General features: G+C 68.8%; 15 protein-coding genes. 8 read left to right on the forward strand and 7 right to left on the reverse strand.

Translation table 11 applies throughout. The annotated features are described in order from the left end of the window. Positions 1 to 34 precede the first annotated feature (34 nt). From HNP44_RS03125 to HNP44_RS03140, 4 genes are read right to left on the reverse strand one after another with little or no spacing between them, the layout of a single operon-like run. Complete coding sequence (locus tag HNP44_RS03125; protein WP_259141504.1) at positions 35 to 1,813, reverse strand: dipeptide ABC transporter ATP-binding protein; 1,779 nt, start codon at positions 1,811 to 1,813, stop codon at positions 35 to 37. Next, a complete protein-coding gene (locus HNP44_RS03130; protein ID WP_259141503.1) occupies positions 1,813 to 2,763 on the reverse strand; it encodes an ABC transporter permease in 951 nt (316 codons plus the stop codon). The genes HNP44_RS03125 and HNP44_RS03130 overlap by 1 nt, the downstream gene beginning before the upstream one ends. Further along, entirely contained in the window at positions 2,756 to 3,682 is a 927-nt protein-coding gene (locus HNP44_RS03135; protein WP_259141502.1) for an ABC transporter permease, read from the reverse strand. Before HNP44_RS03135 ends, HNP44_RS03130 begins: the two co-directional genes overlap by 8 nt. 6 nt (positions 3,683 to 3,688) lie before the next feature. After that, positions 3,689 to 5,320: a peptide ABC transporter substrate-binding protein gene (locus HNP44_RS03140; protein ID WP_259141501.1), complete on the reverse strand. Its 1,632-nt coding sequence runs from the start codon at positions 5,318 to 5,320 to the stop codon at positions 3,689 to 3,691. Between the two features lie 224 nt (positions 5,321 to 5,544). Between HNP44_RS03140 and acs the strand changes: the two genes are divergently transcribed. From acs to HNP44_RS03160, 4 genes are read left to right on the forward strand one after another with little or no spacing between them, the layout of a single operon-like run. Next, entirely contained in the window at positions 5,545 to 7,491 is a 1,947-nt protein-coding gene (acs, locus tag HNP44_RS03145) for an acetate--CoA ligase (protein WP_259141500.1), read from the forward strand. Positions 7,492 to 7,526: 35 nt separating this feature from the next. Continuing rightward, positions 7,527 to 8,378: an ABC transporter permease gene (locus tag HNP44_RS03150; protein WP_259141499.1), complete on the forward strand. Its 852-nt coding sequence runs from the start codon at positions 7,527 to 7,529 to the stop codon at positions 8,376 to 8,378. Beyond that, positions 8,371 to 9,198, forward strand: a complete 828-nt coding sequence (locus tag HNP44_RS03155; protein WP_259141498.1) for an ABC transporter permease — start codon at positions 8,371 to 8,373, stop codon at positions 9,196 to 9,198. Before HNP44_RS03150 ends, HNP44_RS03155 begins: the two co-directional genes overlap by 8 nt. After that, a complete protein-coding gene (locus HNP44_RS03160) occupies positions 9,195 to 10,154 on the forward strand; it encodes an ABC transporter ATP-binding protein (protein WP_259141497.1) in 960 nt (319 codons plus the stop codon). Before HNP44_RS03155 ends, HNP44_RS03160 begins: the two co-directional genes overlap by 4 nt. Here the strand turns inward: HNP44_RS03160 and HNP44_RS03165 are convergent. Next, on the reverse strand, positions 10,127 to 10,651 hold the full coding sequence (locus HNP44_RS03165) for a nuclear transport factor 2 family protein (RefSeq protein ID WP_259141496.1): 525 nt from the start codon (positions 10,649 to 10,651) through the stop codon (positions 10,127 to 10,129). The two genes, HNP44_RS03160 and HNP44_RS03165, sit on opposite strands and share 28 nt — an antisense overlap. Positions 10,652 to 10,708: 57 nt before the next feature. Here HNP44_RS03165 and mug point away from each other — a divergent pair, with 57 nt between their 5' ends. Next, positions 10,709 to 11,308, forward strand: a complete 600-nt coding sequence (gene mug, locus HNP44_RS03170; RefSeq protein ID WP_259141495.1) for a G/U mismatch-specific DNA glycosylase — start codon at positions 10,709 to 10,711, stop codon at positions 11,306 to 11,308. Here mug and HNP44_RS03175 read toward each other — a convergent pair. Both HNP44_RS03175 and HNP44_RS03180 read right to left on the reverse strand, forming a co-directional pair. Further along, on the reverse strand, positions 11,265 to 12,161 hold the full coding sequence (locus HNP44_RS03175; protein ID WP_259141494.1) for a 2-dehydropantoate 2-reductase: 897 nt from the start codon (positions 12,159 to 12,161) through the stop codon (positions 11,265 to 11,267). The genes mug and HNP44_RS03175 overlap by 44 nt on opposite strands. Positions 12,162 to 12,164: 3 nt before the next feature. Further along, on the reverse strand, positions 12,165 to 13,484 hold the full coding sequence (locus HNP44_RS03180; protein WP_259141493.1) for an MFS transporter: 1,320 nt from the start codon (positions 13,482 to 13,484) through the stop codon (positions 12,165 to 12,167). Between the two features lie 79 nt (positions 13,485 to 13,563). Between HNP44_RS03180 and nhaA the strand changes: the two genes are divergently transcribed. The 3 genes from nhaA (at position 13,564) to HNP44_RS03195 (ending at position 16,360) form a co-directional block, all read left to right on the forward strand. Next, complete coding sequence (nhaA, locus tag HNP44_RS03185) at positions 13,564 to 14,778, forward strand: Na+/H+ antiporter NhaA (RefSeq protein WP_259141492.1); 1,215 nt, start codon at positions 13,564 to 13,566, stop codon at positions 14,776 to 14,778. 97 nt (positions 14,779 to 14,875) lie between these two features. Then, entirely contained in the window at positions 14,876 to 15,370 is a 495-nt protein-coding gene (locus tag HNP44_RS03190) for a phage holin family protein (protein WP_259141491.1), read from the forward strand. A 24-nt stretch (positions 15,371 to 15,394) separates the two neighbouring features. After that, positions 15,395 to 16,360 carry an alpha/beta fold hydrolase gene (locus tag HNP44_RS03195; protein ID WP_259141490.1) on the forward strand — a complete coding sequence of 322 codons (966 nt, stop codon included), beginning with the start codon at positions 15,395 to 15,397 and terminating at the stop codon, positions 16,358 to 16,360. Positions 16,361 to 16,374: the final 14 nt, after the last annotated feature.

The following is a 16,374-nucleotide window of genomic DNA, read 5'->3' on the forward strand; positions in this document are numbered from 1 at the left end:
CCACCCTAGCCCGCGCGCCGCGCGTCCCTGCCGGTCAGCCCGCTAGCTCGATGGAGCCGCCGGGGATCGCCTCGATCAGCCTGCGCGTGTAGTCCGACGACGGGTTGTCGTAGACCTGATCCGTCGGGCCCTGCTCCATCACCTTGCCACCCGCCATCACGAGCGTCTGGTGCGCGATCTGCTTGACCACCGCCAGGTCGTGCGTGATGAACAGGTACGTCAGCCCCAGCTCCTGCTGCAGACCCTCGAGCAAGTTCAGGATCTGCGCCTGCACCAGCACGTCGAGTGCGGAGACCGCCTCGTCGAGAACGATGACCTCGGGGTTGAGTGCCAATGCCCGCGCGATGGCGACGCGCTGCCGCTGCCCGCCCGACAGCTCGTTCGGGTAGCGGTGCATGGTGTCCACCGGTAGCGCCACCATCTCGAGCAGTTCCTTCGCACGGTCCACACGCGAGGCCTTGTCGCCGATGCCGTGCACCACCAGCGGCTCGGTGATCGCCCGGTAGATCGAGTACATCGGATCCAGGGAGCCGTACGGGTTCTGGAAGACGGGCTGCACCCGGCGCCGGAACGCCTTCGCCTCCGCCCCACGGAGGGTGGTCACGTCCCGGCCGTCGAATTCGACGGTGCCGCTCGTCGGTTCGAGGAGACCGAGCACCATGCGTGCCACCGTCGACTTGCCCGATCCGGACTCGCCGACCACCGCGGTCGTCGTCCCCCGCAGCATGGTGAAACTGACGTCGTCGACGGCACGGAAATCGCTGCTCTGGAAGGGCAGCGAGCCGCGGATCGGGAAGTCCTTCACCAGGTTCGCGGCGACCACGACCTCCGCCGGACCCTTCGCCGCGGAATCCCGGAGCTCGGCCTTGACCGTCTCCAGTGCGACGTCCGCGCCGTCGGCACCCGCCTCCACGACGTGCGTCACCGCGGCCGCGACCGGCGGGATCTCGGCCCGGTGGGCCGAGAGCGACGGCGCCGCCGACACCAAGCGCCTGGTGTACTCGTGCTGCGGATCCTGCAGGATCTCGAGCGCGGGACCGGATTCCACGACGCGGCCCTTGTACATCACGACGAGGTGGCTCGCACGCTCGGCGGCCAACCCCAGGTCGTGCGTGATGAGCAGCACCGCGGTGCCGAGGTCGGAGGTGAGCGTGTCCAGGTGATCGAGGATCTGCCGCTGCACCGTGACGTCGAGCGCCGAGGTCGGCTCGTCGGCGATGAGCAGCTTCGGCCGGCAGGCCAGTCCGATCGCGATGAGCGCGCGCTGCTTCATGCCGCCCGAGAACTCGTGCGGGTACTGGTTCACCCGCTTGTCCGGATCCTTCATCCCGGCCTCGGCGAGCAGCGCGATCGCCCGCTTCTTGGCGTCGCCCTCCTCGGCATTGTTGGCCTTGAGGGTCTCTCGGATCTGAAATCCCACGCGCCACAATGGATTCAGGTTCGTGTTCGGGTCCTGCGGGACCAGGCCGATGCCGTTGCCGCGGATCTTCTGGAAGTCCTTCTCGGAGGCCTTCGACAGGTCCTGACCGTCGAAGACGATCTGCCCGCTCGCCACTGTGCCGGTGCCCTGCAGCAGGCCCATCACGGCCGCGGCCGTGGTGGACTTGCCCGAACCGGACTCGCCGACGATCGCAACCGTCTGACCCGGGTAGACCGTGAGATTGGCGCCCCGGACCGCGGGAACCGGCTTGCCCTGGACCTCGAATTCCACGACCAGGTCGCGGATCTCGAGGAGCGGCGACGGCGAACTACCGTGCGCCGAGGCGACCTTGTCCTTGACCTCGCTCAGGCCATGCTCGTGCTCGTCGGACATCAGCGCTTCCTCGCCTTCGGATCGAGTGCGTCGCTCAGGACGTCACCGAGCATCATGAACGTGAGAACAGTAATGGCCAGCGCAGCGGCCGGATAGAACAGGATGGGCGTGCCCTCACGCAGGAGTGTCTGTCCCGCGGAGATGTCCATGCCCCACGAGACCTCAGTCGTCGGGAGTCCGATACCGAGGTACGACAGCGTGGCCTCCGTGACGATGTAGATACCGAGCGCGACGGTGGCGACCACGATCACGGGCCCGAGGCAGTTCGGAATCACGTGCGTGAACAGCGTGCGGACCTTGGAGGCACCCAAGGACTTCGAGGCGTCGATGTACTCCTCGTTGCGGATCGAGATCGCCGCCGACCGCGCGATGCGGGCGATCTGCGGCCAGCTGAAGATCGCAAGTACCAGCACCACGGAGTACACGGTGCGCGAACTGACCATCTGCATCACGACGACGGCCGCCAGCATGAGCGGCACGCCGAAGAAGACGTCCGACAGCCGCGCGATCAGCGAGTCGAGCCAGCCACCGTAGAACCCGGCGGTAGCGCCGAGCAAGCCGCCGACGACGACCACCGCCGCGGTGGTGAGCACCCCCACGATGACCGACGCCCGAGCGCCGTAGATCGTACGCGCGAAAATGTCGTGGCCCTGCAGATCGGTGCCGAACCAGAACTCGCTGCTCGGCGGGAGCAGTGAGCGATCCAACGACGCGAAGTAGGGATCCTTGCCGAAGGCGAAGACACTGGGAAAGAGCACGACCAGCACGATCAGCGTCAGCAAAGCGACGCACACCCAGAACAGCTTTTTGGCGCGTAGTTCGATCCATGCGGTCTTCCAGAAGCCGGCCGGCTGAGTCTTCTGGTCGACAGCGTCGATCGCGCCGACCACGACGTCGTCGGCTGCGGCAACGAAGCGTTCCTGTCCGGGATAGGTGTGATTGTCAGGCATAGCGGATCCTCGGGTCGAGGGCGGCGTAGAGCAGGTCGACCACCACGTTGGAGATGAGATAGATCAGAATCAGAACCGTGACGAAGGAGACGACCGTCGGCGCCTCACCACGAATCACCGCCTGGTAGATCGTGCCGCCGACGCCGGGGATGTTGAAGATGCCCTCGGTGACGAGCGCGCCGCCCATCAGCGCGCCGATGTCGGCGCCCAGGAAGGTGACCACCGGAATGAGTGAGTTCCGCAGCACGTGCACCAGCACGACGCGCGAGCGCGGCAGGCCCTTGGCCGTCGCGGTCCGCACGTAGTCGGCGGTGAGGTTCTGCGAGACCTGCGATCGGGTGAGCCGCACGACGTACGCGAAGGAAACCAGACCGAGCACGATGCCTGGTAGCAGCAGGTGATAGAAGTCCAGGTTGCCGCCGACGGTGACCGGGAACCACTGCAGTTTCACGCCGAAGACGAACTGGGCGATGAACCCGAGCACGAAGATCGGCACCGCGATGATGATCAGCGAGACGAACAGGATCGACGTATCGAAGAGCTTGCCCTTCTTCAGGCCGGCGATCACGCCGAAGAAGATGCCGAGCACGGCTTCCACCACCAGTGCGATGAGCGCGAGGTTCACCGTGACGGGGAAGGCCCGCTTCATCACGTCCCATACCGGCTGCCCGGAGAAGGAGGTGCCGAAGTCGAGCGAGAAGACGCCCCGGATGTAGTACCAGTACTGCACCAGGAAGGGCTGGTCGAGGTGGTATTGCGCGCGCAAGCCCTCAACCACCTCGGGTGGGAGCTGGCGGTCGCCGCCGAGCGCCGCGATCGGGTCGTCCGGAATGAGGAAGACCAACGCGTAGATGAGCAGGGTGGCTCCGAAGAAGACGATCACCAGCTGCCCGATTCGACTGAGGAGATATCGCAGCATTTTCTGTTACTCCTTTGTGGTGTTCGCGTAGTCGGCCTCGCCGTTCCACGTCAGCGAAGACTGCACGCCCTCACCGCGGGCTCCGACCGCGAAGTAGTCCCACAGGGGCACGACGGGCAGGTCACGCAGAAGGATCTGCTGCGCTTCGTTGGCAAGCCTGTTCGAAGCGGCCGGATCGATCACCTGCTCCGCAGCACGGATCTTCGCGTCGTACTCCGGGTTGTCGTACACCGGATCGTTCGAACTTCCCGTGCTCAGATACTGCGGGCCGAGGAAGTTGAGCAACGACGGGTAGTCCGCCTGCCAGCCCGTACGCGCAGCGGACGTGAGAGACCTCGCAGTGACCTCGGTCCGGATCTGCTTGAACGTGGCGTAGGGCTTGCCGATGGCCTCGATACCGAGGGTGTTCTTGATCTGGTTGGTCACCGCCTCGACCCACGTCTGATGACCGCCGTCAGTGTTGTAGGCGATCGGCAACGTCCCGCTCCAGGGCCGGATGGTGTTCGCCTGCGCCCAGAGTTGCTTCGCCTTCTCAGGGTTGTACTTCACGGTGTCGTTGCCCGGGATGTTCGGGTCCCACCCGGGGATCGACCGTGCGGTGAACTCCAGGGCCGGTTTACGCGAACCGAAGAACACCTTGTCGATGATCAGTTGTCGGTCGATCGACATCGAGATCGCCTGGCGTCGGAGCCGACCCTCCTCGTCGTTCCTGAAGTGATCGAGGTACTCGGGGATGGAGAAGGCTTGGGTCTGTGCCGTGGACCGCTCCATGGCGCGGTTCCCGAGGACCTTCTTGTAGGAGCGTTGCGCGCTGGGCGGCAGGATCTCCATCACGTCGAGGTTGCCCGACTCGAGGTCGGCGTACGCCGCGTCCTGGGTTGCGTACAGGACGAACGACAGTCCGCCGTTCTTCGGCTTCTCGCCCTTGTAGTCATCGTTGCGGACGAAGTCCGCCTGAACGTTGTGCCGCCACTGGGTCATCTTGTACTGACCGTTGCCGATCGGGCTCTGACCGAATTTGTCCTTGCCCTCGGTGAAGAAGACGTCGGGAAGGGGCATGAAGGGGTAGTGCCCCAGGCTCAGTTTGAAGTCGATGTTCGGCTCCGTCAGGTCGACCGTGAAGGTGTAATCGTCGATCACCTTCAGACCGCGCATATCCTCGACGGTGGAGCCCTTCTTGGCCACGTCCTCGAAACCGTCGATGGCGGCAAAGAAGTCCTGCTGCTTCTGCAGGTTCTTGACGTTGGCACCGAAGTTCCAGGCGCGCACGTAGTTCGACGCCTTCACCGGCGTTCCGTCGGTGAACTTCCAGTCACGCTTGAGTTTGACGGTGAAGTGCTTGTTGTCCGTCGTGTCGACCGACTCTGCATTCGCCAGCTGCGCGGTGCCGTCGGCCTGATACTCGTACAGCCCGGTGAAGAGCGCACGCAGCATGCGCCCGCCCATCTGCTCGTTCGTGTCCGTGGGGACCAGCCCGTTCTGAGGCTCACCGGCGAACGCGCGGATCACCGCGTCCGGCCCCGTCTTGTTGACGGTTCGCGCGCCGTCCATGCTGCACCCGGACACCGCCAGGCTCGCGGCGACCGTCGCCGCGAGGATCGCCCGCGTCGTCGACCACCGCTTACTTCGTATTCTCACAACTACCTCCGCCGGAGTTGGCCAGTTCAGTGCTCAGCACTTTAAGCGCACCTCAGTACTCTGTCCCGGCAATGCGCGCCGCCGGGCCCGCTCGCGGCGAGTCCGGCCCGAACATCGTCGCCTCGGGGTATAAGCGGAGGGCAACCCCGTGCAACCCCGCTGCGCCACGCCCCAGATTCGGGAAAGCTCTGTTCGGGTCGTGGCGGGATCCCTACGATTGACCCATGACTGATTCCGCGACAGCCGCCTACCCGCCCTCCGCTGAATTCGCAGCTCAGGCCAACACGCAGGGGCGTGACCTGTACGACCGTGCCGAAACGGACCGTCTCGGGTTCTGGGCGGAGCAGGCGAACCGGCTGCACTGGGACACCCCGTTCGGCGAGGTCCTGGACTGGAGCGGCGCCCCCTTCGCCAAGTGGTTCGTGGGCGGCAGGCTCAACGTCGCGTACAACTGCGTCGACCGCCACGTCGAGGCGGGCAACGGCGATCGCGTCGCGATCCATTGGATCGGCGAGCCCGGAGACAGCCGCGACCTCACCTACAACGACCTCAAGGACGAGGTCAGCCGCGCGGCCAACTACCTGAGCTCGATCGGCCTGCAGCCCGGCGACCGGGTCGCGATCTACATGCCGATGGTGCCCGAGGCCATCGTCGCCATGCTGGCGTGCGCGCGCCTGGGCCTGACGCACTCCGTGGTCTTCGGCGGCTTCTCCGCCACCGCGCTGCGCTCGCGCGTCGACGACGCCGAGGCGAAGGTCGTCATCACCACCGACGGCCAGTTCCGCCGCGGCAAGCCGACGCCGCTCAAGGCCAATGTCGACGAGGCGCTCGACATGGACATCGACGGCGCGACGGCCACGTCGGTCGAGAAGGTCATCGTCGTCCAGCGCTGCAAGAACGACATCGACTGGCACGACCGCGACGTCTGGTGGCACGAGTCGGTGGGCGCGGCATCGTCGGGGCACACCCCCGAGGCTTTCGACGCCGAGCACCCCCTGTTCCTGCTGTACACGTCGGGCACCACGGGCAAGCCGAAGGGCATCGTGCACAGCTCGGGCGGCTACCTGACCCAGGCCGCGTACACGCACTACTACCTCTTCGACCTCAAGCCGGAGAAGGATGTGTACTGGTGCACGGCCGATATCGGCTGGGTCACCGGCCACACCTACATCGTCTACGGGCCGCTCGCCAACGGCGCCACACAGATCGTCTACGAGGGCACCCCGAACTCGCCGAACGAGCACCGCCACTTCGAGATCATCGAGAGGTACGGCGTCTCGATCTACTACATCGCGCCCACGCTGGTGCGCACGTTCATGAAGTGGGGACGCGAGATCCCCGACGCGCACGACCTGAGCTCGATCCGCGTGCTCGGCTCGGTGGGCGAGCCGATCAATCCCGAGGCCTGGCGCTGGTACCGCGACGTCATCGGCGCCGGCACGGCCCCGATCGTCGACACCTGGTGGCAGACGGAGACCGGCGCCGCGATGGTCGCGCCGCTCCCCGGCACCACCACGCTCAAGCCCGGCTCGGCGATGGAGCCCGTCCCCGGCATCAGCGCCAACATCGTCGACGACGATGGGAACACCCTGCCCCGCGGCGAATCCGGCCTGCTCGTGCTCGACGAGCCCTGGCCGGCCATGCTGCGCGGCATCTGGGGCGACCCGGAGCGCTTCGTGGACACCTACTGGTCACGCTACGCCGATCAGGGCTGGTACTTCGCCGGCGACGGTGCGCGGTACGACGAGGACGGCGCCCTCTGGGTGCTGGGCCGCGTCGACGACGTCATGAACATCTCCGGCCACCGCATCTCGACCGCCGAGGTCGAATCGGCGCTCGTCGGGCACCCCGCCGTGGCCGAGGCGGCCGTCGTCGGCGCCTCCGACGCGACCACGGGCCAGGCCATCGCGGCGTTCGTCATCCTGCGCCAGGGCGTCGACGACTCGGACCCGGACAAGCTCATCGCCGAGATGACGGCGCAGGTCTCGAAGGACATCTCGCCGATCGCCAAGCCGCGCGAGATCAACATCGTGCCCGAGCTGCCGAAGACCCGCTCCGGCAAGATCATGCGCCGCCTGCTCCGCGACGTGGCCGAGGGCCGCGAGCTGGGCGACACGTCGACGCTGGTCGATCCCAGCGTGTTCGAGAACATCCGCAAGCAAAAGAGCTAGCAGCCGACTGACGAGGGCGGTAACGTCCGGTAGCTGTGTCGTCGACCACCGCGGCCGCAGTTCCCGGGCGTGCCGCCCTCCTCGCCGTTCTCCGCCCCTACGTCCGCCTGACCGTGGCCGGATTCCGCCAGCAGTCCACGTATCTGGGCGCGGCGGCCGCCGGCGTGTTCACCAACGCCGTCTTCGGCTTCGTCAAGATGGCGATCCTGCTCGCGACGCTCGCCGGCGCTGGCGGCGTCGCGGGCGGGTACACGCCGGAGCTGATGGTCAGCTACATCTTCCTGTCGCAGGGCATGCTCACGGCGATCGGCGCCTTCGGCGGCGACGGGTCCCTCGCCGAGCGGATCCGCACCGGCGACATCGCCGTCGACTTCCTCCGACCGCTCAATGTGCAGTTCGCCACGCTGGCGACCGTGCTCGGCGGCGCGGTCTACTCCCTGATCCCGCGGGCCCTGCCCCTCGCGGCGATCGGTGTCGCGACCTCGATGATGGCGTGGGCGAGCGAGTCCGCCGCCTACCCGCTCGCCGCCGTCAGCGTCGTGCTGTCGATCGCCCTGGCACAGGCGCTGCTCTACTGCGTGCAGATCCTCGGCTTCTGGGTCGTGGACACGCGCGGCATCCAGATGTTCTACGTCGTCGCGGGCACGTTCCTCATGGGCATGTTCGTGCCGGTGGGCCTGTTTCCCGGCTGGCTGGCCCGGATCGCTGAGTTCACGCCGTTCGGGTGGATCCTCATGCCGCCGTGCGACATCCTGTCCGGGCGCATCGACGCCGCGGCGGGCCTGACCGCCGTGGGGATCCAGGCGGGGTGGACGGTCGCGGTGCTCGCAGTGGGCGGACTGCTCACGGCGGCGGGCCGCCGCCGTCTGGAGGTGCAGGGTGGCTGACACCGCCGCCCAAACCCGTCCCGGCCCGCTCGCGCCGTACCGCGCGGTGCTGAGCTCGCGCGTGCAGGCGCAGGTGAGCTACCGCGCTTCACTCGCGATGGACCTGTTCGCGGCGCTGCTGCTCGGCCTCGTCGAGCTCGCCGAGGTGTGGCTACTGTTCCACAACGCGAAGATCATCGGCGGCCTCACCTTCTCCGCGGTGCTTCTGGTCTTCGCGCTCGCCGATCTCTCCTTCTGCGCGGCGGACATCCTCTTCGGACACCTGGACAAGCTGCCCCGGTACGTGCGGGCCGGGACCATCGACGTCTTCTATCTGCGCCCGCAGCCGATCCTGCTGCAGCTCATGACCAGTGACATCCGCATCCACCGGCTCACCCGGCCCGCGGTCAGCCTGTTCGCGCTCGGCTACGCGCTCACGCACAACGCGATCGCCTGGGGCCCGGGCACCGTCGGCATGCTCGCCCTGGCCCTGATCTGCGGGCCGATCATCTACTCGGCGGTCTTCGTGATCGCCGCGGGGCTCCAGTTCGTGCTCGTCAACGGAGCGGAGTTCACCAGCTCCTTCGTCTACGGCGGTCGCTACGCCGCCTCGCAGCCGGCGTCGGTCTGGCCGGGCGCGATCAAGGTGACCTTCGGATTCGTCCTGCCGCTCGCCTTCACCGGCTACCTTCCGGCCCTGTACATTCTGGGTCTGCCCGGCGACGGCATCTTCCGGCCGGAGCTGGCGTGGGCGCTGCCACTGGCCACCGCGTGGGTGGTGTTCCTGGCCGGCGCGACGTGGCGCTGGGGACTGCGGCACTACCGGGGAGCGGGCGGATGACCGAGCACATCATCGAGACGCGCGGCCTGACGCGCACCTTCGTCAAGCGGGGCTGGAACGGCCGTACCAGGACCGTCACGACCGCCGTCGACCACCTGGACCTGCGGATCGCGCCGGGCGAGTCCGTCGGCTACATCGGCGCGAACGGCGCCGGGAAGTCGACCACGATCAAGATGCTCATGGGCATCCTGGTGCCCACGTCGGGGACGGTGCGCACCGTCGGGCTCGATCCCCTGGCCCGGCGGCGCGACGTGGCCAGGCGCGTGGGCGTCGTCTTCGGGCAGCGCTCGCAACTGTGGTGGGACCTGCCCACCGGCAGGTCGCTGGAGATCCTGGCCGCCGTACACCGCCTGCCCGACGCGGTGGCGAAGGAGCGCTCGGACCGGCTGATCGGGCAGCTGGAGCTGGGCGCGTACCTCGACCGGCCGGTGCGCCAGCTCAGCCTGGGCGAGCGGATGCGGGCCGAAGTCGCCGCGTCGCTGATCCATTCGCCGGAGCTGCTGATCCTCGACGAGCCCACGATCGGCCTCGACGTGCTCAGCAAGCAGCGGCTGCGCGAGTTCCTCATCGCCGAGCGCGCCGAGCGCGGCCTCACGCTGCTGCTCACCACGCACGACATGGGCGATGTGGAGCGGCTGTGCGAGCGCATCCTCGTCGTCGACCACGGGCGCACCGCCTTCGACGGCACGCTCGACGGGCTGGTCGGCACCGTCGGCGCGGCGCGCGTGCTCGTGCTCGACCTGGACCGGCCCACACCGGATCTCGAGGTCGACGGTGCGCGGCACCTCGCCAGCGAGGGCGGAGGCCTGCGCCAGCGGCTGGAGCTGAGCGCGCCGCTGCCCCAGGTGCTCGCGGCCGTCGCCGAGCGGGCGACGGTGCGCGACCTCACGGTCGACGAGCCCGACATCGAGGACGTCGTGCGGCGGCTCTACGAGCGCTCGCGCCCGAACACCTGAGCCCGCAGCGCGTCGACCGGATCGCGACCGCCGCGCGCGGGCGGCGGACCGGCCTCGGGGACGCCGAGCGGCCCCGTCAGGTCCTTCTCCCATCGCGTCCAGTCGGTGACCGCCCAGCGCTCGGCGATCGCCCACCGCCCGTCCCGGCGCTCGAACCGGTCGACGTAGCGCAGTCCCAGCGTCAGATAGGCCTGCAGCTCGGCGTCCGGCGCGGACCAGTGCGTTGCGGTGCAGTAGGTCTCGACCACCGCGACGTCGCCCGCGATCTCGGACAGGTGGTTGCCGATCTGGTGGTGTGTGCCGCCGAGCGACTCCAGCTGCCCGCGCACCCAGGGCACGTACTCCTCGACGGGGCCGTCGAAGCCGGTGTGGTGATCGACGGCGCCCGGGTGATAGCAGGCGCGCACCACCTCCCGATCGAGGCGATCGATGCCGCGGCAGTACCGCAGCACCACGTCCTCGATCTCGCGCCGGGCCAGGAGTTCGTCGACCGTCATGGCGACAGTGGACCACGGGAGGTGGACCACGCGGGCACGAACCGGTAGGCAGTATCCATGGGTTTCACCCGCGAGCAGCTGCTCGCCTACTCGGATACGACGGTGCCCGACCTCATCGGTCCCGGCTGCCGGCTGCTGTTCTCCGGCATCAACCCCGGGCTGTGGACCGCGGCGACGGGCGCGCACTTCGCCCGGCCGGGCAACCGCTTCTACCCGGCGCTGTACGAGGCGGGCATCGTCGACCACGTCATCGACGCCGCCGACGGGATGAGCTTCGCCGACCGGAACGCGCTGGTGGACGCCGGGATCGGCATCACCAACGTCGCGCCGCGGGCGACGGCGAAGGCGAGCGAGCTGACCGCGGAGGAGCTCCGGGAGGGCGGCGAGGCACTGGTCGAGCGGGTGCTCCAGGTGGCGCCGCGCATCCTCGCGGTCCTCGGGATCACCGCCTACCGCACCGCTTTCCACGAGCCGAAGGCCGTGCCGGGACCGCAGGACCGCACCATCGGCGCAACGGAGGTGTGGGTGCTACCGAACCCGAGCGGGCTCAACGCCCACGAGACCGTGCCGACGCTCGCGGCGGCGTACCGTCGGGCCGCCGAGGCGGCAGGGATCACCCTCGCTGCACCGCGTCCGCCCGGACCTGCACCAGCGTGAGGTCCAACAGCGGCGTCGCCACGCCCAGCTCGCGGGCGCGCGCCGCGAGGTCGCCGAGGATGTGCCCGGCTTCGTTCGGCAGGCCGGCTAGCAGGTCCCGGTAGAGCGAGGAGGTCATCGCCGACTCCGGATCCAGCAGCGTCGCAGCGGTCCGCTCGTGGGATTCCGCGGGCACGGGGTGGCCGGCGGCGGCCGCAACGGCCTCGGTCTCCGCGATGATCGCCCGCACGTGCGGCCCGCCGCCCGCGGCGATGACCGGCCCGACGGGGCTGCGGAACAGGCAGCAGAGGATGCCCGTGGCCGCGATGAACGCCCACTTCGCCCATAGCGCGCCGGTGACGTCGTCGCTCACCGCGAGCCGGATGCCGGGCACGTCGAGCGCCCGGGCGACGTCGGGCGCACCGTCGCCGATGGTGAGGGCGGACCAGTCGGTCATCTGGACCACCGCCCCGTCGTCCAGCGTGGCGACGATCATCGCGAGCGCGCCCAGCACTCGCGGCCCGAACGCGGCCTCGAGCCGGCCCAGGTGCGCCATCCCGTTGAGGATCGGCAGGACGATGGTGCCCTCCCCCACCGCTGGGCGCAGGTCGGCGATCGCGGCGTCGAGCGCCGGCGCCTTGACCGTGAGGATCACCAGGTCGAAGTCCTGCGGCGCGGCCGCGAGCTCGTCGGCCGTGAGCACCGCGATGTCGAGCGTGCGGGTGCCCTCCGGATCGGTGAACCGCAGCCCGTCGCGGCGCAGTACCGCGGCCCGGGCCGGCCGGACCAGGAAGGTCACGTCCCGGCCCGCCTCGATCAGGCGGGAGCCGAACGCCCCGCCCGTCGCGCCCGCACCCACGATGAGGATCCGCACGAGCTACACCTCGTCGAGTTCCACGTCGCGCGTCTCGTGCATCACGAGGAGGGCAATCAGCGTGGCGCCGCCCGCGAGCGCGAGGTAGACGCCCACCCAGCCGACGCCGTACGAGCTGACCAGCCAGGTGGCGATGAACGGCGCGATGGCGGCGCCGAGGATCGACGCGAAGTTGTACGAGATGCCGCTGCCCGTGTAGCGGACGTTGGTGGCGAAGAGCTCCGGGAGGACGGCGCTCATCGGGCCGAAGGTGAGACCCATGAGTGTGAGGCCCGCGATGAGGACGGCGAGCATCGTGCCCTGCGTGGTGGTCGACGGGTCGAGGATCCACTGGAAGGACAGGCCGTAGAGGATGATCGCGATCGTCACGCCGATGAGCAGCTTGCGGCGGCCGACGCGGTCGGCGAAGTAGCCGGATACCGCCACGAAGACAGCGAAAAAGAGCACCGCAATGAGTTGCATCTCGAGGAAGTCGATGTACGAGATGCCGAGCTTGATGCCCGACTTGTCGACCACCTTGCCCGTGCCGTAGGAAACGATCCACGTGGTGACCAGGTAGAACAGCGTGTAGGTGGCGACCATGACGAAGGTGCCGATGATGAGCGGCCGCCACGCGGTGCGGAGCACCTCGCCGAGCGGCGTCTTGACCTTCTTGCCATCCTTGACGGCCTTCGCGAAGACCGGCGTCTCGGTCAGCTTGAGACGGACGTACAGACCCACGATCACCATGACGGCCGAGGCGAGGAACGGGATGCGCCAGCCCCAGGTCATGAACGCGTGGTTCGAGGTGGACGTCTTCGAGTCGAACTCCATCAGCTGCATGATCACCAGGAAGGTGCCGTTGGCCAGGAAGAAGCCGAACGGCGCGCCCAGCTGCGGCCACATCGCCGCCCAGGCGCGCTTACCCGGCGCGGCGGTCTCTGTCGCCAGCAGCGCCGCGCCCGACCACTCGCCGCCCAGGCCCAGGCCCTGCGCGAAGCGCATCAGTGCGAGCAGCGCCGGGGCCCAGTAGCCGACCTGATCGAAGGTGGGGAGCACGCCGATGAGGAAGGTCGCGACGCCCATCGTGAGCAGCGAACCCACGAGGGTCGCCTTGCGGCCCACCCGGTCGCCGAAGTGGCCGAACAGGATCGAGCCGAGGGGTCGCGCCGCGAAGGCGAGGCCGAAGGTCGCGAACGAGGCGAGCAGCGCCGCCGTGTCGTCCCCCTTGGGGAAGAACAGGGTGGGGAAGACCAGCACTGCTGCGGTCGCGTAGATGTAGAAGTCGAAGAACTCGATGGTGGTACCCACCATGGAGGCGACGACGATTCGCCTGCGATTCATTGGCCAGAGATTACGCGGAGCGGCACCGGCCGGATGCGGTGACCCGGGTCACCCTCGCCACCTGCGGTACGGTCGACCGATGAACGACGCACCGCCCCGGTTCCGGGCCTCACGGGCGTTGATCCGCTTCCTGCGCACCGAGACCGTCGGCGGCACAGCCCTTCTCGTTGCGGCGGCGATCGCGCTTCTGTGGGCCAACTCGTCCTGGTCGGAAGGCTACGCCCACCTCGCCGAGATCAAGATCGGCAGCGACGACTGGACGATCTTCGGACAGTCCCTTCACCTCCGGCTGACGCTGGCCGACTGGGCCAAGGACGGGCTGCTCGCGATCTTCTTCTTCGTCGCCGGCCTGGAGCTCAAACGCGAACTCGTCGTCGGCGAGCTGTCGACCGTGCGCGGCGCCGCCCTGCCGGTGTTGTGCGCGGTCGGCGGCGTGGTGGTGCCCGCGATCATCGCGTTCGGCATCGCCCGCGACAACCCGTACATCGGCAGTGCCTGGGCCGTGCCCATCGCCACCGACATCGCCTTCGCCCTCGGCATCCTGTCGCTCATCGGCTCCCGCCTCCCGTCGGGGGCGCGGGTCTTCCTGCTCGGCCTGGCGGTGGTCGACGACCTCATCGCCATCGCGGTGATCGCCGTGCTCTTCGCAGGCGACCTCAAGGTCGGGTGGCTGGCCGTCGCCGCCGTCGGCAGCGCGCTCTACTGGTTCGGGCAGCACCGTCGGATCACCACGCCCCTCTACTACGTGCCCATCGCGATCGTCGTGTGGGTCGCCATGCTCCAGTCGGGCGTGCACGCGACGATCGCGGGCGTCGCGCTGGGCCTGCTGACCCGCGTGAAGCCGGACCGGGGCGAGCACGAGTCGCCCGCGGAACGACTCGAGCACCGGATCCAGCCGGTCTCGGCCCTGTTCTGCGTGCCGGTGTTCGCCTTCTTCGCCTCCGGCGTCGCCGTGAACGGCGAGGTCTTCCGCGAGCTGTTCACCGACGAGCTGGCGTTGGGCATCATGATCGGCCTGTTCTTCGGCAAGATCATCGGCATCTCGGGCGCCAGCGTGATCGCGGTCAAGCTGCGACTGGCGGAGCGCCCCGAGGGCCTCGACAACCGGGACATCCTGGCGCTCAGCGTGCTCGGCGCGATCGGCTTCACGGTAAGCCTCCTCGTCGCGGAGCTCGCGCTGCCCGAGGGCGAGGCCGATCTCGCCAAGGCGGCGGTCCTGCTCACGTCGGTCGCGGCGTCGGTGATCGGGGCGTTGTTGCTCATGCGGCGTGGGAGGGTGCACGAGGCCAGGTGACTGGCCGTGCGCGCGGCGCAGAGGTCGACACGTCGTGGTCGCGCGGACACGCCGGGGTGACCTCTGGCACGATGACTGATAACTAGAGGAGGACCAAGTGAGCTTGGACAGCACACCCACCGGCGGGACCCCGCGGACGCTCTCCGCGATCCCGCTCACCGATCCCAACGTGACCGCCTCCGGCGATCCGACGATCGGCAGTCTCGTCCGTGACGCCTCGACGCAGGTCTCCTCGCTGGTCCGCGCCGAGGTCGAGCTCGCCAAGGCCGAGACCATGCGGGACGTCAAGAAGGCGGCCACCGGCTCGGCTTTCTTCGCCATCGCGGGCGTCGTGGCCCTGTACTCGTCGTTCTTCTTCTTCTTCTTCCTCACCTGGCTGCTCAACGTGTGGCTGCCGATGTGGGCCGCGTCGCTCATCGTCTTCATCCTCATGTTGCTCGTGGCCGGTGCCGCGGCGTTCCTCGGCTACCTCAAGGTCAAGCGCATCAAGGGCCCGCAGAAGACGATCGCCTCGCTCAAGGAGTCGCAGTCCCTGCTCTCCGCCGGAGAGCGCGAGGCGGCGGGCGCACCGTCGACCGTCGCGCGACGCTAAGGGCACGACCCTGAGGCACCACCGGTGACCACTCCCGATCCATCGAGCGTCCGGTTCCCCGGCCCGTGGGAGCACCTCGACGTGCGCGCCAACGGCATCCGGCTGCACGCCGTCGAGTACCGGCCCGAGGGCACCGAACCCGTCCAGGACCGACAGCTCGTGGTGCTGATGCACGGATTCGGCGGCTTTTGGTGGAGCTGGCGGCACGTGCTGCCGCAGCTGCACGACGCCGGCTACCGGGCCGTCGCCTTCGACCTGCGCGGCTACGGAGACAGCGACAAGCCGCCGCGCGGCTACGACGGCTGGACCCTCTCCGGCGACGTCGCCGGGCTCGTTCGGGCGCTCGGCCACACGTCGGCGGCGCTCGTCGGGCACGGCGAGGGCGGCCTCGGCTGCTGGGCCACCGCCACCCTGCACCCGCGGGTGGTCTCCGCGATCGCGGTCATCTCGTCCCCGCACCCGATCGCGCTCAAGCGCTCCGCGCTGCGCAACAAGGAGCAGCGCTCGGCGATGCTCGGACCCATCACCTTCGCGCAGCTTCCCCGCGTCGCGGAGGACCGCATGGTCCGGGACGACGGTGCCGAGATCGGCGCCGTGTACGCCGCCCGCAGCGGCGCGACCTGGCGGCGCAGCGCCGACTACGCCGACGCCCTCCCGCGCTACCGCAACGCCATCCAGATCCCCGGCACAGCGCACAGCGCCCTCGAGTACGCCCGCTGGGCGTGGCGCAGCCAGTTCCGCCCCGACGGGGCGCGGTTCCTCAGCAGCATGAACCAGCGGCTGCACATCCCGGTGCTCGCCTTCCGCGGCGAGGTCGACCCGTATGTGCTGCCGCAGCCCGTCTACTCCAGCCACGACTGGGCGACCGACTACCGCGTCCGCGCCGTCGAGAACGCCGGGCACTACGCGCACGAAGAGGCTCCCGGCACCGTCGGGCCGCAACTCGTGGACTTCCTGGCGGGCCTGCCCGGGCCCCGCCTGCTCACCTGACCTCTTCGCGCCCG

The sequence above is a fragment of the Tsukamurella ocularis genome (genome assembly GCF_024807615.1).
Taxonomy (GTDB): domain Bacteria; phylum Actinomycetota; class Actinomycetes; order Mycobacteriales; family Mycobacteriaceae; genus Tsukamurella; species Tsukamurella ocularis.